At 69.9% G+C, this 19007-nt stretch carries 10 protein-coding genes and 2 pseudogenes; 4 read left to right on the forward strand and 8 right to left on the reverse strand.

The genetic code is table 11. The features are described from left to right. Positions 1–18: 18 nt before the first annotated feature. The 5 genes from IZR01_RS05310 to IZR01_RS05330 all read right to left on the reverse strand — a co-directional run bounded on the left by IZR01_RS05310 (position 19) and on the right by IZR01_RS05330 (position 8691). On the reverse strand, positions 19–960 hold the full coding sequence (locus IZR01_RS05310) for a carbohydrate ABC transporter permease (RefSeq protein ID WP_323746118.1): 942 nt from the start codon (positions 958–960) through the stop codon (positions 19–21). Further along, entirely contained in the window at positions 957–2003 is a 1047-nt protein-coding gene (locus IZR01_RS05315) for a carbohydrate ABC transporter permease (RefSeq protein WP_323746919.1), read from the reverse strand. Before IZR01_RS05315 ends, IZR01_RS05310 begins: the two co-directional genes overlap by 4 nt. Positions 2004–2049: 46 nt before the next feature. Further along, positions 2050–3462 (reverse strand): ABC transporter substrate-binding protein, encoded by a 1413-nt coding sequence (locus tag IZR01_RS05320; protein ID WP_194923094.1) that lies wholly within the window; start codon positions 3460–3462, stop codon positions 2050–2052. 182 nt (positions 3463–3644) lie between these two features. Further along, positions 3645–5591, reverse strand: a complete 1947-nt coding sequence (locus IZR01_RS05325) for a ricin-type beta-trefoil lectin domain protein (protein WP_194923116.1) — start codon at positions 5589–5591, stop codon at positions 3645–3647. 367 nt (positions 5592–5958) lie between these two features. Then, the gene (locus IZR01_RS05330) at positions 5959–8691 is read right to left on the reverse strand and encodes a DUF4132 domain-containing protein (RefSeq protein WP_194923095.1); all 2733 of its coding nucleotides are present in this window, start codon (positions 8689–8691) and stop codon (positions 5959–5961) included. 156 nt (positions 8692–8847) lie between these two features. Here IZR01_RS05330 and IZR01_RS05335 point away from each other — a divergent pair, with 156 nt between their 5' ends. The 4 genes from IZR01_RS05335 (at position 8848) to IZR01_RS05350 (ending at position 13095) form a co-directional block, all read left to right on the forward strand. Further along, complete coding sequence (locus IZR01_RS05335; protein WP_194923096.1) at positions 8848–9177, forward strand: hypothetical protein; 330 nt, start codon at positions 8848–8850, stop codon at positions 9175–9177. After that, the gene (locus IZR01_RS05340; protein ID WP_194891930.1) at positions 9177–11486 is read left to right on the forward strand and encodes a putative T7SS-secreted protein; all 2310 of its coding nucleotides are present in this window, start codon (positions 9177–9179) and stop codon (positions 11484–11486) included. Before IZR01_RS05335 ends, IZR01_RS05340 begins: the two co-directional genes overlap by 1 nt. A 112-nt stretch (positions 11487–11598) precedes the next feature. Next, the gene (locus tag IZR01_RS05345) at positions 11599–12036 is read left to right on the forward strand and encodes a hypothetical protein (RefSeq protein ID WP_194891929.1); all 438 of its coding nucleotides are present in this window, start codon (positions 11599–11601) and stop codon (positions 12034–12036) included. A 114-nt stretch (positions 12037–12150) separates the two neighbouring features. Then, positions 12151–13095, forward strand: coding sequence for an aminoglycoside phosphotransferase family protein (locus IZR01_RS05350; RefSeq protein ID WP_194891928.1), 945 nt, complete (start codon positions 12151–12153; stop codon positions 13093–13095). Between the two features lie 5 nt (positions 13096–13100). On the opposite strand, the pseudogene IZR01_RS05355 reads toward IZR01_RS05350, so the two are convergent. From IZR01_RS05355 to IZR01_RS05365, 3 genes and pseudogenes are all read right to left on the reverse strand, one after another. Beyond that, positions 13101–14407 (reverse strand): annotated as a pseudogene (locus IZR01_RS05355) (NtaA/DmoA family FMN-dependent monooxygenase). A gap of 380 nt (positions 14408–14787) precedes the next feature. Further along, a pseudogene (locus tag IZR01_RS54070) lies at positions 14788–15030 on the reverse strand (aldo/keto reductase); the annotation flags it as partial. Then, positions 15027–19001 (reverse strand): ABC transporter ATP-binding protein, encoded by a 3975-nt coding sequence (locus IZR01_RS05365; RefSeq protein WP_194923117.1) that lies wholly within the window; start codon positions 18999–19001, stop codon positions 15027–15029. The pseudogene IZR01_RS54070 and the gene IZR01_RS05365, both read right to left, overlap by 4 nt. Positions 19002–19007 lie beyond the last annotated feature (6 nt).

The raw sequence follows: 19007 nt of genomic DNA on the forward strand, positions 1-19007 counted from the left end.
GAGCAGTGCGGTGCGAAGTCAGCCGGTGAGGCTGCCCCGCAGCGCGCCGCCCCGGAAGTACCTTTCGAGGAAGAGGAACAGGACGATCAGCGGAACCACCGTGACCAGGCCCCCGGCGATGAGCACGGGCACCAGCTGCGCCTGGGTGCCGGTCTCAGCAGCCTGCGACAGTGAGGACAGGCCGACGGTGAGCGGGTACAGATCGTTGCGGCTGAAGATGATCAGGGGCAGGAAGTAGTTGTTCCAGATCGCCACGACGCTCAACAACAGCACCGTGACCAGCCCCGGCAGGCACAGCGGCAGCGCGATCCGGAAGAAGATCCGCAGCTCGCCGGCCCCGTCGATGCGCGCGGCGGCGATCATGTCCTGCGGCACCGAGGCGTCGATGAACGTGCGCATCAGGTAGATGCCGACCGGCGAGACCATGCTCGGCAGGATCATGCCCCAGATCGAGTTGACCAGCCCGACCTTGGCGTAGACCAGGAACAGCGGCAGCGCGAGCGCGGTGATCGGGACCAGCAGGGTGGCCATCACCAGATAGAACAGCGAGTTCGCGCCGCGGAACCGGAACCGGGAGAACCCGTATCCGGCCAGGGCGGACAGCGCGGTGGCGCCGATCGCACCCGCGACGGCGTATACGAGCGTGTTCTGCATCCAGTGCAGGTACACCCCGGCGCCGCTGATGTCCTTGCCGAGGTCGGCGAGGTTCTGGAAGAGCCGGAAGGGCTTGCTGAACCAGAACCCGGGGCCGGCGTAGACCCCGGCCTGGGTCTTGGTCGCGTTGATCAGCAGCCAGACCAGCGGGGCCAGGATGAACACCGCGAAGCCCGCGCAGACCAGGGTCAGGAGCGTCGTCGTGCCCCGGCGCAGCCCGTACAGCCGGACCGGCACGGCGCCGTCGTCGGGACGCGGCTTCGGGGGCTTCGGGGGAGCGCTGGGAGTACTAGTGCTGCGTTTCACCGGAACTCTCCGTTCCTGCGCCGTACCGCGAAGGCGCCGAGCGAGACCAGGCCGATGATCAGCGCGAGCACCACGGCCGCGGCGGCGCCGAGGTTGTACTCACCGCTGCCGACCGCCGTGTTGTAGACGTAGAGCGTCGGCGTGAACCCGTAGGAGACGGCCTGCGGTTGGAAGGCCGACAGGATCGACGGCTCGGTGAACAGCTGGAGCGCGCCCACCATGTTGATGAACACCAGCATCACGATCGTCGGCCGCACCATCGGCAGTTTCATCCGCAAGATGATCGTCCGCAGCGGTGCGCCGTCGATCACGGCCGCCTCGGTCACGTCCCGTGGGATGGACTTCAGCGAGGCGTAGAGGATCGTCATGTTGTAGCCGGTCCACTCCCAGATCACGATCAGGACGATGGTCGGCAGGATCAGCTTCGAGGAGAAGAAGTCGACGTGGCCGAACCCGAGCGACTTCAGCGCCTTGGAGTACGGCCCGAAGCCCGGCAGCAGCAGGAACGACCACATCACGGCCGCGACCACGCCCGGCACTGCGAACGGGATGAAGAAGACGGTCCGGAAGAACCTGCCGAACCGCACGACGCCGGCGTCGAAGACCGCGGCGAAGAAGAACGCGATCGCGATGGTCAGCGGCACCTGCACGACGGCGAACAGCAGCACCCGCCACACGCCGTCCCAGAACTCGTGCGAACTCAGCACCGTGCGGTAGTTGGCCAGTCCCGAGAACCGCGTGCCGCCGACCAGCTTGCTGGTGAACAGGCTGTCGTAGACCGCGTATCCGGTCGGCACGATCATGAACAGCGTCAGGATCACCAGATGCGGCGCGACGAACACGGCGCCGGGCCACTGCCGACTGCGTCGGCGCCGCCGGCCGGTGCGGTGCGGCGGCGCCTGTCCCGTGGATGCCGCTGGTTCCGCTGCTGGTCCCTTGGACGCCGGTGGTCCCTTGGACGCTGCTGGTCCCGTCGGCGCCGCCGGTCCCAGGCCCGCCGACGGCCGCACCGCCGCCGCCGGGAATCCGCTCTGCTCGCTCACGTCCTCGTACTCGCTTCCTGTCGCACCCCTTCGGCCGTGGCACCCCTCAGCTCGCGGTGACGGTGAAGCCCTGGGCCTTGGCGTAGTCGCTCAGCTGCTTCTGGAAGGCCTGGAACGCCTGCGGCAGCGTCTCAGTGCCCTTGGTCACCCCGGCGAACGTGGACGTCCACTGGGTCAGCGCCGCGGTCATGATCGGCGGCCACTGGGTCTGGGCCAGGTGCTGGGCGGCGTCGGCGAACACGGCGTTGGACTTGTCGTCGCTGGAGATCGGCAGCGTCGTGTTCTGGAAGTCCGGGGAGTTCAGCAGCGGCACATAGCCCGGGAACGCGCCGGCCACCGGTCCGCTGAGGATCTTCCAGGCGTCGGCCGAACCGCCGAACCACTGCGCGAACTCGGCGGCCTGCTTGGCGTGCTTGCTCCCCTTGACCACCGCGAGCGTGGAGCCTCCCCAGTTGCCCGCCAGGTTCTGCCCGGCCTGGGCCTGCGGCATCGGGGCCGCGCGCCAGTCGCCGATCGTCTTCTTGACGCTCAGCTGCATGCCCACCGGCCCCCACGCCGGGCTCAGCCGCGCGGCGTTCGCCCCGGAGTCGAGGTTCGCCCACTGCGCGGGCGAGAAGTCCGAGGCCGTGGTGACTTCCTTCTTGTCGATCAGGCCCTGCCAGTAGTTCGCGAAGGCGGTCTGCGCGGCGCCGGTGAAGTTGATTCCCACGGAGGTGCCGCCGCTGTAGGTGAATGGGAAGGCGCCGTACTGCTGCATCAGAGCCAGCACGTCCTGGGTGCTCTCCGGATCGAAATTGGTGATCGCGGCGTTGGCATCGGCGGTGTGCAGTTTGTCGGCGGCCGTGGCGAACTGGTCCCAGGTCGTCGGGACCGTCAGGCCGGCGGCCGAGAACTGCTTGGAGTTGTAGTACAGCGCGAGCGGGCCGAGGTCGACCGGCATCGCGTACAGCGCCGAACCCTGACTCACCTGCGACCACGCCGCCGGCGCGATGTCGGCCCGCGAGGAGGCGACGCCGTACTGGGACAGGTCCACGAGGTTCTTGGTGATCTCGAACGACGGCACCTCGAAGTACTCGAGCTGGGCGACGTCGGGGGCGCCGTCCCCGGCCTTCAGCGCGTCGTTGAGTTTGACGTACTCGGCGGTCGTCGCCCCGGCGTTCTGGAGCTTCACGCAGACGTCCGGGTGCGTCTTGTTGAACTCCTTGACCACCAGGTCATAACCGGCCGACCAGCCCCAGAACGTCAGCGGGGTGGCGTTGGCGGCGCAGCCGGAGCCGCCCGCGGCGCCGGAAGCGGAGCCGCCGGAGGCCGCACCGGGGCCGGCGGTGGACGGGGAACTGCTGCACGCCGCCGCCGAGACCGCCACCAGGGCCGCGGCCGTCAGCCCGACCAGACGCCGGCCGCCGAGGCCGGGGAACGCGCGGCGGGCCGAGCCGCCGGCACCGTGGGGGGTACGCATCGTCATTCCTGCTCTCTGTCGTCATCAACCTGTGGAGCTTGGTGGCCGGCTCTGCAACGTTGCAGAGAACCGTAACTCGGCGCCCTGCAACGTTGCAATAGAGTGAACATCACGTTTCGGCCGCAGCAGACGCGACCGGTGTGCGACCCGGCGCGACCAGCGCGCGCGCCGATGGCGCCTCGCTACACGGCGGTCGTCCAGACCTGCGTGGACAGGCCGTTGCAGTCGTAGATCTGTAGCTGGGTGCCGTCGGCGGTGTTCGCCTGCGGGTCGTCCAAGCAGCGTCCGGACTGCGGGTTCAGCAGCGAGCCGTTGCTCTGCGGTGCCCACTGCTGGCCGCCGTTGCCGCTGGCGCAGTCGTTCAGCTCGACCTTGGTGGAGTTCGCGGTGCCGTCGCCGATGATGTTCAGGCACTTGCCGAAGGCCCGGACGGTGCCGTCCGGCTGCATCGCCCACTGCTGGCCGGGCACGCCGTTGCAGTCCCAGAGCTGGACCGCGTTCCCGCTGGTCGGCGTGTTGGTGTTGACGTCCACGCACTTGCCCGCCGCGCCGGGGTTGGTGATCGCCGCGGTCGGTGCGCCCGGCATGTTCCAGACCTGCGTGGACAGGCCGTTGCAGTCGTAGATCTGTAGCTGGGTGCCGTCGGCGGTGTTCGCCTGCGGGTCGTCCAGGCAGCGTCCGGATTGCGGGTTCAGCAGCGAGCCGTTGGCCTGCTCGCGCCACTGCTGGCCGCCGGCGTTGTCGCAGTGGAAGAGCTCGACCTTGGTGGAGTTCGCCGTGCCGTTGCCGTCGATGTCCAGGCAGCTGCCGAAGGCGCGGACGGTGCCGTCCGGCTCGACCGACCACTGCTGGCCGGGCACGCCGCTACAGGTCCAGAGCTGCACCGTGTTCTCGTCGGTCGAGGTGTTGGTGTTGACGTCCACGCACTTGCCGGTGGTCCCGGGTCCGGTGATCGCGCCGGTCGGGCCGGGGGCCACGTCGTAGCCGAACTGGACCTCGCACTTGCCGTTGCTCAGGTGCGTGCCGGCCAGGTAGAGGACGGTCGAGCCGGAGACGGACGGCAGGATCGGGGAGCTGTAGCCGGCGCAGGCCGTCTCCCCGCTGTCGTAGCCGCCGGTGGGGTTGGTGTTGACCGGGGCCGTCGTCTCGGTCCAACTGCCCGTGCCGAGATTCGTGTTGGCGAACAGCACGGTCCCGGACTCGTCCTGCACGGTCACCGCTCCGTCGTTGCCGGAGACCACCCGCTGCCCGGAGACGAGCAGCGTGCCGTTCGGACCGCCGATCGGGGACCAGGCCAGGCCCGGGGTGTGCAGGAGGTGCCGGCCGTCCGAGGTCTGGACCAGGCTGCCCAGGCCGGAGGCCGGGGTCCAGTTCTCGCCGTCGGGCGAGGTCTTGAGGTAGACCGAGCACGCCGTGTCGGGGTCGAAGCCGGCCTTGCAGTCCTCGTACGTCATTCCGTAGGTGCCGTTGGGCAGCTTGACGACCGTGGTCATGCCCGGCCGCTGGACATTGTCCTGCACGGCGACGTCGTAGACCTCAGAGCCCCACGTCGCGCCGCCGTCCGTGCTCGCGACGTGCGCCAGCACCTGGTTGTAGCCGTTGGCCGAGGGCCGCTCGTCGGAGAAGTAGCAGACCAGGTCGCCGTTCCCGGCCACCCCGAACTCCGGCTCCCAGATGCCGTGGCCCTGGGTGTTCGCCGTCCCCGACTCCGATGTGCAGGAGCTGCGATAGCTCCAGGTGGCGCCGTGGTCGGTGCTGGCGAACACCTCGATCGCCTGCTGTGTGTAGTCGTTGTGGTTCCACGCCGTCCCGGACGCCAGCAACGTCCCGGCCGGCAGCGAGCCCTCGGCGCGCGGCAGCTCGAACAGGGTCGGGCCGTCCAGGTCCCAGCCGTGCACGGTGTCGGTCACCGTCCCGATCGGCGAGGCCGACCAGGTGTGGCCGTCGTCCGTCGAGGTGTAGACCGGGAAGTTCGCCTTCGTCGATCCCACCCCGGAGTGGGCGAAGGTGGCCAGCAGCTCACCGTTGAGCGAGCCGCTGTTCGCCAGGCGGATCACCCGCGGGTAGCTGGCGTCCTCGTTGGGGTTGGCGGACAGGTTCGGTGCGTACAGGACGCCGGTCGTCGGCATCGCGGTGGTTGCCGTGGTCGCGGTGGCCTTGGCCGCAGTGGTTGTCGTGGTCGTGGTTGTTGTCGTGGCTGTCACGGCTGTCGCGGGCGGCGCGGCGATCAGCACGCCGGTCGTCACCGAACCCAGCAGGAGCGCCGCTACCGCACCCGCGGCGGCGACCCGCCCCCGCGTCCGGCGGGACAGTCTTCGTGGTCTGCTCCGGATCATGGAAGTCTCCTCGGTCGCAGGACTCTGCAACGTTGCAACGTTGAGCGATGGTGAACGCTGCAACGTTGCAGAGTTATGTGCGCGGAACGTTAGCGACAGATGTCCGGCGCCACAAGTGTCCGGCGCCACAAGCCCGGCGGTACAAGCCCGCCGGGATCGGTCAGCCGTTCGTCGGCGTCTCCTCGAAGGCGTCGGTCAGTTCCGCAAGCGCCTCGGAGACGATCGCAGGGTCCAGAGAATCGCAGGGGGTGTCGGAGTGGTCGGGGCGGGAGTCGTCGAACCGGGCGTGCGTGATCTGCTGGTCGGGATCGTCGATGCCGTTCCCGGCCTCGATGCCCGGATCGAGACCGACTACCAGTTGGCAACCGGCCGCGAGGTCCCGGGAGATCCAGCGCGTGAGGCTGCTGCGGTGCTGCGGTTCTCCGCGTAGCCAGCCGCGCCGGATCAGCCGCAGCACGCCGCGGATCGGCATCGTGCGTCCCTCGAAGCGTTCGGCCCGGCCGTGCTTACGCTCGTCTTCGGTCAGGGTGTAGATCGGTCTGCCGAGCTGGAGGAAGGGTTGCAGGATCTCGTAGTCGGCGAACAGTTCGGACCAGGCGGGCAGGTCGGGGCCGAGGTCGACGGGGTGCGCGAGGTGGATCGTGGCCGTCTCGGGGAGCTTCAGCGGGTCGTCGGCCAGGTCGGCCAGGCTGCGGTCCTCGGCGATGCGGAAGGCTGTCATGCACGCGGCTGCGGCTGCGGCGTCGTCCCGGTCCCGGCCGCGGGCGGCGCCGTCGTTTTCGGCGATCCAGACCAGCCGGCGGGTGATGTGCCAAGTCAGCGGGTGCGCGACGAACAGGTCTTGGAACTCGGCGAGCGTCCACCGGCGCCGGGTGGCCATGGCGGTCTCCAGCCGCCGGATCTGGTCCTCGGCGATCATGCGGACGTCCTTCCGGAGCCCGGCGAACCTTTGGTACGCCGCCTCGGCGCGCTCCGGGTCGTCCTTGGCCCCGGGCTTCGGCAGGGTTTTGCGTTGCCTGCCGTGCTCGTCGGTGACGTACGGCCGGAGGTGTTCGTCGAACCCCGCGACGAAGCGCCGGGGCCCGTAGTCCAGGACGAGGGTCCCGTCGGGGTCGAGGCCGAAGTCCGGCACCAGCCGGTCGGCGAGCCGTTCGGGCGTCAGTCCCAGCCGCGCGGCGACGTCGCCGATCCGTTCCTGCGCCCGGGCCTTGAGCGCCGGGTAGCGGATCTTCTGCGCGATGCCGTTGAGGTGCATCAGCGCCACGTCGGTGCCGATCTCGCCGAGCACGTCCAGGCCCTTGACGGCCTTGGTGGTCCGGCCCTCGCCCGGCCAGGCCCGCAGCAGCGGGGCCAGCCGGCGCACCGTCTCGTCGTCACCGAACCAGCCGAGCTGGGTCAGGGCCCAGTCGTCCCGGGCCGGCGAGCCGTCCGCCTGCCAGCCGCGGAACAGCGTCCAGGAGAACTCGGCCAGGGACTCCGGGTCGCAGGCTTCGCGGACCGCTCCGATACCGGGATACATAGCGCCGGGACTGGATATCGCGAGCATGGTCAGCAGATGGTCGGTCGTTTTGCGCGGGAGCGCCTGGTTGCGGTCGCGCAGCCGGATCTGCGGGAGCGGTCCGGATCTGGCCCACCGGCCGATCGTCGGTATGTGGTCCGGGAGCAGTTCGGCCGGATCGACCAGCATCGGCGGCAGAGCGTCGGCGGGGGCGTCGGGTATGCGGGTGTTCGTCGCCGTGAGAGAGGCGATGACGGCGCGGACCTCTGGCGCCAGCTCCGGCAGCGCGGCCGCCGCCCGTTGCGGTGCGGCCAGCAGGTGCCCGGCCAGCAGGTCGCGGGCCAGGACCGCCGCCTGCGTCGAGCCGCTGGTCGCCGGCGCGAGCAGCCGCGTCGCCCGGACCGGGAAGCGCTTCATCGCGCCGAGCAGCGCGGGCTGGACGTACTTGCGGCCGACCCGGTCCACCAGGGCCTGGAAGGCTCCGTCGGAGGGCAGCAGCGCGAGCGCGTTGAGCATCGTGCGGGTCTCGGGCACGGAGAGGTCTTGGTCCAGGGCGTCGATCAGCAGCGGGGCCATCGCCGCCCCGAGCCCGTCGACCATGGTGGCGACCACTCCCGAGGGGTAGTCCCACCAGCGGGCCGGAATCCAGTCGCGCAGCGCGGCGAGCTGGTCGGCCGAGGTGAGGGCGAGCAGCGGCATCCAGCGGATCGGATCCTGCGGGGGAGCGGCGCAGCATTCGTCGACCCAGTCACGCCGGTCCGGCACGAGATAGGAGACGACGGCCCGCTGCGCGGAGTCGCGCCGACACCCGGCCAGCCGCTCCACGGCCGCGGCGTAGACCTCATCGTCGGCGGCGGCCATCCGGGTGCGGAGCCGGCGCGACGCGTACTCGTCCCGCCACCAAGCGCGCGTGTGATGGCCGTAGCGCGGCACCGGGACGACCCGAAGCCCCCCGGTTCCGGGCGAGGAGTCGACGGTGGCAGAACCGAACTCGGCGTAGGCACAAACGGCGAACGGCAGGCCGTGCTCGGCGACCCAGCCATCGGCGAACGGCCACGCGACGCCCCCCACGGACCGGTGCACCTTGACCGCCGCGATCACCGCCGCACCCACCGCGTCCGGCGCACCGTGCAGGTGAGCCAGCGCCCGCTCGGCCAACTCCGGATCAGACCCCGGATCGCGCAGCACCCGCTCGACCTCGGCAAGGGCCTGCGACGACAGCATCGCGCGCGGGCTGGGCTCGTGCGCCCCGACGACCGCCGCATCGCCTCGCCGCTTGTGCCGGCGCTCCTTCCACGCGGCGGGGAGGATCAGCGCGTCCTCGTCGGACTTGCGGGGCCTGCTGGGCTTGCTGGGCTTGCGCGAAGAGGAGGCGGCGGCGGATCGGGTGCTCATGGAGGGACACCGTAGAGCAGCGGGGCGTCAGAGCATCCAATGGCATGCGAATGGCAGGTTGTCGTCCTGGTGCCCAGACCCGCCACCGCGCGACCATGGAGATTCTGGTCAGGGCTCTGAGAAGGGAACCTGAAGGACATCCGGTGGGGGGACAAGATGTCTAACGACGTATTGCAGATGGACGCCGACGCCATGGACGGCTTCTCTGCGCAACTTCGAGATCTGATGCAGTGTGAGTTCGACTCGCTCTATCCCGACACGATCAGCGGCGGGATGGGCGGCATCGACGCCGAGCACGCGCTGGCGGACTTGGCGAACACCACGACCCTGATCGGGCAGCGCCTCGACAGCTACCTGTCGGCGTTGGCCAAGCTCGCCGACGCGAGCGCACAAGCCGCGCGGGCGATGGATCAGAATCTCGCCGCGGGCGCCAACTCGCTGCCGTCCACGCCGTCGCAACCCCATAAGGGAAGGGGGGCGAACTGATGGCGGCGCGCAACGGGAACGACTGGAGCGTGTTCTGCCGGACCAGCGATCCGGTCCCGGGGGACGTCGGACAGATCGGCACGATCGCGCAGAAGCTCACCGACCGGGAGACCGCGGCGCACATGGTCGCCGTCGGCGTCAACGGACTGTGCACGGATCCGGCGCTCGGCAATTGGCTCGGCGCGAGCGGCGACGCCTTCCGCAACACGCTGGAGCCGTTGCCGGGGATGCTGCGGTCGATGGTGGACGCTTTCAACCAGGCGTCGGGTGCGATGTCGCGGTACGCCGCCGCGCTGACGAGCTCGCAGAGCGCCGCCGACGGCGACTACCGGCGCCGCGACGCGGCGCTGAAGGCGGCCGCGGCGACGAACGGCGGTGTACGGCCACACCTGAGGGTGGGCAGTTTCGGTTTCGTCGACGCCCCGCCGGGAGTGCCCGACACCGGCGATTGGTATACGCAGCAGGACAATCTCGACAACGACGCGGTGCCGCAGCACGACCAGGCCAGGGCCGCGCTGGTCCGTGACCTGAACGACGCCAACGACACGTTGCGGCGGGTTCTGTCCTCGCTGGGCAACCCGGCGTTCACCGACTTCAACGCCCAGTACGCGAAGAACGGCGGCGATCCGTCCGCGCTCAATCCCAGCTCGTTCCAGGGGTTGGGCATCGGCCTGGAGGACGCCGATGCCAGCGATCTGAGCGACATCCTCAACGGCGGCCAGACCGATCTCGACCCGGACGCGGTGCGTGAGGAGCTCTCGCAGGTGGCGTTCGACTATCAGAACGACCCCGAGTTCTGGAAGAAGTTCGGGCCGTCGCTGGCGAACGTCGTCGACTGGCTGCACGCCCATCAGGGTCCCGGCGACAGCGACGCCACCGACCAATCCCTGATCCAGGACCTCGGCCACCGGGTCTCCGGCGCCGCATCCAGTGGCGCGCTCACCGAGTCTATGCTGGCCGGGCTGGGGACGGCCGGGCTGATCGGGCTGGGCAAGCTGATCGGCACGACCCCCGGCGCCGACTTCGGGGACGGGCAGGGGGCGCAGTTCCTGTCCGACTTGTCACGGCTGTACATCAACAAGGAATCAGGACTCAGCGACCAGGACCCTTCGCAGCAGGACCTGGGCGGTGCCCTGAACACGGTGCTGAACACGACGTCGCAGAACAAGTACGCGGCCATCGACCTGTTCTCCGGCGCCGACGGCCAGGACCTGGCGACCAAGCTGTTGCACGGCTGCACCGTGGTGTCGGCCGAGTTCCCCGACGATCACGGCTACGACAATTCGGCAAACCCCGAGATCCCGGGCCTCGACCCGAAGACCGTCGCCGCTCTGTTCACCGCGGCCTGCCCCCGATCGCCGGCCGACGTCGGCGCTCGCGGCTCGTCCCCGCTGGCGCAGCAGACCCTGCAAGCGGGCTTCAACATCATCGAGGCCGCCGCCGCGTACAACGGCTGGCAGCCTCCGAACCCCACGTACGGCAAGGCCACGGGCTCACAGCTGCCGTCGCCGGTCAGCCAGTCGCTGGAGGGCTACGCGAAGGCGTACAGCTTCGACCTCGGGAGTTCGGCTCAGCTCAGCAACGTCGACGGGGTCAGCCACCTCGGCGTCATCCAGCCCGACGGCCAGCCCCTCCAGTTCCTGATCTCCCATCAACAGCTGCACAACTTCCTGTCGGTGGCGTTGCAGGATCCGCACAGCGCCGCAGACTTCGCTGGATTCACGCAGGGCAACTACCAGAACGCACTCAAGTTGTCCTTCATGGGCGGACCCGACTACACCAAAATCGCCGCGGGCTTGGTCGGCATGTCGCAGGACACGCTCAACGACATGCATCTGAGCGGCGCGGCAGCGCAGGACGCGGCGAACGCCCAGCACGCGGCCCTCGTCAACGCCATCCTCGGCGGTCTGGGCAACGCCCCGTCGGGCACCCCGGTCGGGGTCGGCCAGGCCGTGGACGGCTTCCTGACCCCCTACATCGATCAGCTGCCCATGTTCTCCACCGACAACCAGGCGAAGGAACAGATCATCGTCGGCCAGAGCAACGCCCAGCTCAGCGGGTCCGCGATGAGCATCGTCGTGCAGGCCGCGGTCGAGTCCGGCAAACTGCCGATCGGCGGGCTCGACGGTCCGCCGGCGAACGCCTTCGATCACGGCCGCCTGATCCACCCCGAGGACCTGAACACCTGGTGGGCCAGCGTCGGCTGGAAGTTGAAGATTCAGCCCGACAGCGGGCAGATCCAGGCGCCCACGCTGGGGACGTATGCCGACCAAGTGAAGAACGCGATCGGGGACAACCAGCCCTACTGACAGCAGGTCGCCGCTTCCGAAGGAAGCCAGGAGCGGCACTGGCGGCCCCGGCAGCCGCCGACGGCAGGACTATGCTGATAACGTCCGAGGCCGCGCGAAAGGAACCGGAGCAGTGGACCTGCCGCCTGAGACCCACGCTCGTCCGCGGTGGCATTCCACCGCGCACCCACGCTTTCGTGCGGCGGCCAGGATCGGCGACGTCTGGTGGGTGGTGCGGCTCAACTCGTTTCCCGAGCACCCAATGTGGACGCTGTTTATCGACGGCAACGGCAAAAGGTTCGACTGGACCACTGGGGAACCCGCAGGTTGGGGCGATCCCTTCAGGCCCACCGAACCGCCACTGGACGCCGCCACCGCGCGCGACGCGTTGGCACCCATCGAGCAGTTCGACGTCTATGGCAGCGAAGTCGGGCAACCCTGCGAGGCGTGGTATTGCTGCGGCTATCTGGTCGAGCCGGGCGCGCGGCGGCGGTCAGCTGATGTCCTCGCTCTCCACAGCCGGCCACGCCACGATCAAGAAGGTGGCCAGCGGACCGAGCAGCAGCGATAGGACGAACCAATTAGACCCCATCGCTCCTACCGCGGCTTGCGGGACCGTACACCTGGTAGGACGCTGGTGATCTCCATTCGGAGCCAGGCCGCCGTGCCCGCGTATGGTGCTCGCGTGATCAAGATTCCGGAGGCCTTCGCACGAGGCACGATCGATCGCGAAGGTGACAGCGGTGCACGGTGGGTGGCCAGCCTGCCCGGGCTCGTTACAGAGCTGCTTGAGCAGTGGAGTTGCTTGCCAGACGGGCCGATCATGCACGGAGAGGTGGGCATCGTCGTCCCGGTAAGACGCGAGGAGCAGGCCGCCGTCGTGAAGGTCTCCTTTCCCCACCCCGGCAACGCGTGGGAGCCGGCCGCATTCGAGGCATGGCGCGGTCACGGTGCAGTGCGGCTGTATGAGCGCGCGGATGAGCGTTTCGCAATGCTGCTTGAGAGAGCCGGCTCGCAGACGCTCGCGGGGCTGCCCGACGACGATGAGGTCGTGCGCATCACGGGGCTGATCAACAGGCGGCTGGCCGTGCCGGCGCCGCCGGACCTGCCCCGACTACGCGACCGCGTGGCGCAGTGGGCTGAATCGCTTCTCCAAGACGCAGCGGACTTCACAGACGCGCTCCCGAAGCCGGCCGTCGACGAAGCAGTCGCCACGCTCCGAGAACTCGGAACCGATCAGCCCGAGGTCGTCATCCATGGCGACTTGCACGCACGGAACATCCTTAACGCGGAACGGGAGCCGTGGCTCGTCGTCGATCCGAAAGGGCTTGTCGGCGACCCGGCTTACGACGGCGGCACGTTCCTCAAGACGTACGGGCCGACTCTGCTGGCGAAAGGCAACCGAGATCGGGACGTATTTCGCTGCCTGGACATATTCGCTGAGGCCGCCGAACTCGATCGCGAACGTGTGCGACGGTGGGCTCACTATCGCGCGGTCGAATCAGCGTTATGGCGACGTCGTCACCGCTACGTACGTTCGCGGGGGAGCGCGGCCCCGGACCGGTTGACGGAGCTCGCCGACCGCCTTGTTCAAGTGTTCTCCTCGCCGCAGAATACTTCACTTCGCTAACCGCGTTACGAGGCAAGCTCTAGCCCCAACGCCTCCCGCAATGTCCCGCCCTGATAGCCGGGCGGCGCGACGATGCCGCGCTCCCGTAGTTCGGGAAGCAGGCCGTTGACGATCAGGTCGTGCTGGCGCGGGTCGTCGAGTCCGTTGAGCATGATCACGTCCAGTACGCCGGCTCGGAAGCGCTGCTCGATCGCGTTCGCCAGCTGGTACGGCGTGCCCGCTTCGCTCCAGTGGCGGTGTCCTGTGCCGCGATGATCAGCTCGCGCAGGGTTTTTCCGTCGCGGACGTAGCGGGAGAAGATGTCCACCCGGCCGCGGCGGCCGTTGATCGAGGCGATGTCCGGGAGCAGGGTCTGCGGCAGTGGCTGGTCCAGCGGGGCTTCGGACAGGTCCACCGTGCCGCCGAGCATGTCCGCGAGGAGTGCGCGGCCTTGCTCGTAGTCGATCGCGTCGATGCGTTCGCGGACCAGGCGCTGTGCCTCCTCCTCGGTCGCGCCGTAGGTGGCGTGGAAGGAGCTGAAGATCAGGGGGAGTCCGTCGGGGCGGCCGAGGGCGGCGGCTTGGGAGCGGATGCGGGCGGTGTGCTCGCGGGCTATCTCCAGGGTCGGCAGTGAGGTGAAGACGATCTCCGCGTAGCGGGCGCCGAGGCTGATCCCCTCCTCGGACTGTCCGGCCTGGATCAGCACCGGTCGGCGTTGGGGCAGTGGTGGGATGTTCAGCGGCCCGGCCACCGAGAAGTACTCGCCGAGGTGGTCGATCGGCTTGATCAGGGACCGGTCCAGAACGGCGCGTCCGTCCGGGCCGAGGGTGAGGGCGCCCGGCTGCCAGCTGTCCCAGAGGGCGTGCACGATCTCCAGGGTCTCGGCGGCGCGGGCGTAGCGGGCCGGCGGGCTCGGCAGCGGGTCGGCGGAGTAGTTCTCCTCGCCGATCGAGGAGGTGACCAGGTTCCAGGCGGCGCGGCCGTTGCTGAGGTGGTCCAGCGTGCCGAACATCCGGGCCAGGTTGAAGGGGTGGTGGAAGGTGGTGGACACGGTCGCGATCAGGCCGATGTCCCGGGTGACCTGGCTGAGCGCGGCGACGTAGAGCAACGGCTCCTGTGCCCCGATCGCGCCCTGCGCACCGAAGCGCAGCAGGTCCGGGACGAACAGCGCGTCGAACCCCGCGGCCTCGGCGAGCCCGGCCACCCGGATCGCGCTGTCCAGGGTCGAGCGCTTCGGGTCCAGGGCGAGTTCGTAGACGCCGGGCTGGCCGCCGGCGCCGGTCACGGTTCGCAGGGTTCTGGGTCGCGGGGTTCTGGGTTGCTTGGCAGGCATGACGGACTCCGGGTATGACTCATGGCCCCGTTCGGGGCGGCCAGGGTGGAGCAAGGGGGAGAGAAGGAGCAGTGTGGGAGGAGAGGCGTCAGTTCAGCAACGGGAACGCCTGGTCAGCGGACCCTGATCCATGATCCCAGTCTGGGCAGGGCCGACGGTACGCGTCAACACCGTCCCACGGCTGCGGTCCTTACGTGCCCGAGGGGTGAACCACCGGCCGGAGCCCCGGACCCCTGCGGTAGCAGCCAGCCTCACCCCCGCCGCCGCCGCGCAGCCTCCGTGACCGACGGCGGCTGATACCCGGCATCCCGCGAGGACACGGTGACCCCGGGCGGCACGATCTTGTCGATCTCGTCCAGCACGTCCGGGGTCAGCCGCAGCGACGCCGCCCCGACCTCGTCCCGGCGGCCGGCCAGGGACTTGCCGACGATCGTCTCCGACTCGCCCTGGCTGTAGACGTCGGCGGTGTCGACCAGGTTGATACCGGCGTCGAGAGCCCGGCGGATGATCCGGACGCTGTCGTCGTGGTCCGGGTTGCCCCGCGCCCCGAACATCATCGTGCCCAGCGCGAGCGCGCTGACCTTCACGCCGGTGCGGCCGAACGGGCGCAGCGGAATGCTCATCGGGTCTCTCCTTGGGATGGCGATCCTTGGGATTGCGACAGCAGGTCGATGTCGGCGTTCGGGCCGGCGCTCTGGAACGCCTGCCACAACCGGGCATAGGACCCGTCCGCCTGAAGCAGCTCGGTGTGGGAGCCGATTTCCAGCACCCGGCCGTGACCGAGGACCACGATCCGGTCGGCGGTCATGGCGGTGGTGAGCCGGTGCGCCACCACGATGGTGGTGCGGCGCCGGGTCAGCGCCGCGGTCGCCTGCCCGACCCGGCGCTCGGTGGCCAGGTCCAGCGAGGCGGTGGCCTCGTCCAGGAGCAGGACGTCGGGATCGACGAGTTCGGCGCGCGCCAGGGCCAGCAGCTGCCGCTGCCCCGCTGACAGCGTCCGGCCGCGTTCCCCGACGTCGGTCAGGTATCCGTGGGCCAGCCCGGCGATCATCTCGTGCGCGCCGACCGCCCGGGAGGCCGCCTCCACCGCGGTGTCGGTGGCGTCGGGCCGGCCGTAGGCGATGGCGTCCCGCACGGTGCCGCCGGAGATGTGGGACTCCTGCGGCACGATGCCCAGCCGGTGCCGGTACTGGCCGAGGTCGAAGTCCCGCAGATCGACGCCGTCGATCCGCACCGCGCCCGACGTCGGGTCGTAGAACCGGGCCACCAGCTTGACGATCGTGGACTTGCCGGCGCCGGTGGTGCCGACCAGGGCGACGGTCTCGCCGGCCGCGATCCGGAAGCTGATGCCGTGCAGGACCTCGCGCGGTTCGGCGCCCTCGGCCTTGCCAGGCTTGCCAGCCTCGGCTGTCTCCGCGGCTTTGGCAGTTTCGGCAGCCTCCGTCCGATAGCCGAAGCTGACGTCGTCGAACTCGATCGCCCCGGCCAACTCCGGCACCGGTACCGGAGCGAGTGCGGCCGGTGTCGCCGAGGGCGTACGCATCAATGCCCGCAGCCGCCCCAGCCCGACCACCGCCTGCTGGTAGCCGTCGAAGACCTGCGAGAGCTGCTGGATCGGGGAGAAGAACAGGTCGACGCAGAGCAGGAACGCGATCAGCGTCCCGGCCGACAGCGCCCCGTCCCGCACCTGGTGCGAGCCGAGGAAGAGCACCGCCGCGCTGGCGACGACGCTCAGGAACTCCACGAACGGGAAGAACGTCGCCATCAGCCGCTGCGCGTACAGCCGCGAGTCCCGGAACGCCCACGCCCGCACCGCGAACGCCCGATGGTTGTACGCCTCGCGCCCGAACGCCTGCGTGACCCGGATCAGCGTCACGTTCTCCTGCAAGTCGGCGTTGACCGCGCTGACCTTCTCCCGGGCGTCCAGATACGCCGGCACCGAGCGCCACCGGAACAGCGCCGTCGACACCGCCAGCACCGGGAGCGCGGCCACCAGCACCAGCGCCAGTCCCGAGTCGATGAACAGCAGCGCGATCAGGACGCCGAACACCGTGAGCACGCTGACCACGAACGTCGCCAGGCCGGTCTGCAGGAAGTTCGACAGCGAGTCGACGTCCGTCGTCATCCGGGTCATGATCCGCCCGGCCTGCTCGCGCTCGTAGTAGTCCAGTCCGAGCCGCTGCAACTGCGCGAAGGTCTTGACCCGCAGTGTGTAGAGCAGCCGTTCACCGGTGCGGCCGGTGACGCGGACCTGGCACACCCCGGCGATCCAGTCGGCGACGACGATCGTCGCCGCGGCCGCCGAGACCAGCAGCAGGGTGCGCTCGGAGCGGCGGGCGATGCCGGCGTCGACGCCGTGCCGCACCAGGACCGGGATGGCGATCTCGGCGGCGGCGTCGAGGGCCACCAGGATCAGGCCGAGCAGCAGGGCGCCGCGGAACGGCCGGACCAGCGAGCCGAGCCCGAAGTGCGGATCGGCGGCGCGGGCCTGCTCGTCGGGGACGTCAGGATCCTGATCGACCAGCGGCATCTCGGCCAGGTGCTTCATCATCCGCGGGGTCGGCGGTGCCGAGCCCAGGACGCCCCCGCCGCCGCCCAGGCCGGCCCGGCCGCCCCCGCCGTGGGCGCCGGCGGCGCGCGCGGCGAAGGCCTGCGCCACTCGCAGGCCGACAGTTTCGCCCGCCGCGCCTGCTCCGCCCGCCGTGTCTGCGGCACCTGCCCCGCCAGCGGCCCCCACGCCGCCAACCTCGCCAGGCCACCGCCACAAAGACTCGGTGATCCCGTCCGGCCGGTACGGCTCGGCCGCCTCGACGGCGTCGATGTCCAGCTCCCCGGGCGCCGCCTCGCCCGACAGCAGCGCCCGATAGACCGCGCTGCGTTCCTGCAACTCGGCCGCCGTCCCGACGTCGACCACCCGGCCGTCGTCCAGCACCGCGATCCGGTCGGCCAGCTCCAGCGTCGAGGCCCGGTGCGCGATGATCAGCGTGGTGCGCTTGCGGGTGACCCCGTGCAGGCCCGCGTGGATCTCCTTCTCCACCCGGGCATCGATCGCCGAGGTGGCGTCGTCCAGGACCAGTACCCCCGGATCCCGCAGAATCGCCCGGGCCAGCGCGATCCGCTGCCGCTGGCCGCCGGACAGTGTCAGGCCCTGCTCGCCGACGACGGTGTCGTAGCCGTCCGGCAGCCCGTCGATGAACTCGTCCGCCCGGGCTACCCGCGCCGCCGCGCGGATGCGCTCGATCGAGGCGTCCGGCTCCGCGAACGCGATGTTCTCGCCGATGGTGCCCGAGATCAGCCGGCTCTCCTCGAACACGAACCCGAGATGGGAGCGCAGCGAGGCCAATCGCAGGTCTCGGACGTCGATGCCGCCGACCCGGACCGAACCCGACAGCGGGTCGTAGAAGCGCGGGATGAGGTGCGCCGCCGTCGACTTGCCGGATCCGGCCGCGCCGACCAACGCCACGGTCTCGCCGGCCGCCACCCGAAGCGAGAAGCCGTTCAGCAGCGGTGTACTGCCCTGCTCGCCGTGGCCGTAGACGACGTCGTCCCACTCCACGGCCAGCGGCGCGTCCGGCAGCTCCGCGGCGTCTTCGTGGTCTGCGATGCCCGGGGTGACGTCCACGATGTCCAGCACCCGCTCGACCCCCGCCCGCGCCTGCTGCCACACGGTCAGCAGCGTGGCCACCTGACGGACCGGGTTCACGAACGAACTCAGATACGTGGTGAACGCCAGGAACGTGCCCAGCGTGATGTCGCCGCGCAACGCCAGCCACCCGCCGAGCGCCAGCACCGCCACCTGCCCCAGCGGCGGCACCGCCTGAAGCGCCGGGTTGTAGCGACTGGTCAGCCGCGCCACCCGCACCCGGGAGGAGAACAGCCGGCGCGCGCGGGCCTGGAGTTCGCGGATCTCGCGCTCTTCCTGGCCGAAGCCCTTGACCACCCGGACGCCGGTGACGGCCTCCTCGACGCCGGTGGCGACCTCGGCCGCCTCCTGCTGTGCGTGCCAGGTGGCCGGGAACAGGTCGTTGCGGCTGCGTCGGGCGATCACATACAGCGCCGGCGCCACCACCAGGGCGACCAGCGTCAGCAACGGCGAGAGCACCGCCATGAACACCAGCGAGACGAAGAACATCAGGATGTTGCCGGTCATGTTCGGCAACATCTGCAACAGCTGTTGGATCAGCGTGATATCGGAGATGGAACGGCTCACCACCTGGCCGGTCCGCAGCTCGTCCTGATAGCCGCCGCCGAGCCGCAGCAGGGCGCCGAGCGCGTCGTTGCGCAGGTCGTACTGGACGCCGAGGGAGAGCCGGCCGGAACAGTAGCGGCGCAGGAAGCTGCCGACGAACCGCACCAGTCCGAGCCCGGCCAGGACCACGAGCCACGGGGTCATCCGCAGCGAACGGTCGTCGACGCCGTCGACGATGTGCCGCAACACCAGCGGCAGCACCGCGGTCGCGATGGCCGAGACGAGCGCCGCCCCGTAGGCGGCGATGAAATCGGTGCGGTGCCGCAGGCAGTAGCCGGTCAGGCGCCGCAGCCACTGGTCGTCCCGTGCTTCCGCGCTACCGCCGGCCGTCTTCTCAGAGCTGATCGGGTT

Source organism: Catenulispora pinisilvae (assembly GCF_015356865.1).
Lineage (GTDB): Bacteria > Actinomycetota > Actinomycetes > Streptomycetales > Catenulisporaceae > Catenulispora > Catenulispora pinisilvae.

What these genes read in the sequence shown, in the direction of transcription:
- IZR01_RS05320 (WP_194923094.1), bottom strand. Translation starts at nt 3,462, where the DNA reads ATGCGTACCCCCCACGGTGCCGGCGGCTCGGCCCGCCGCGCGTTCCCC.
- IZR01_RS05325 (WP_194923116.1), bottom strand. Translation starts at nt 5,591, where the DNA reads ATGCCGACGACCGGCGTCCTGTACGCACCGAACCTGTCCGCCAACCCC.
- IZR01_RS05330 (WP_194923095.1), bottom strand. Translation starts at nt 8,691, where the DNA reads ATGAGCACCCGATCCGCCGCCGCCTCCTCTTCGCGCAAGCCCAGCAAG.
- IZR01_RS05335 (WP_194923096.1), top strand. Translation starts at nt 8,848, where the DNA reads ATGTCTAACGACGTATTGCAGATGGACGCCGACGCCATGGACGGCTTC.
- IZR01_RS05340 (WP_194891930.1), top strand. Translation starts at nt 9,177, where the DNA reads ATGGCGGCGCGCAACGGGAACGACTGGAGCGTGTTCTGCCGGACCAGC.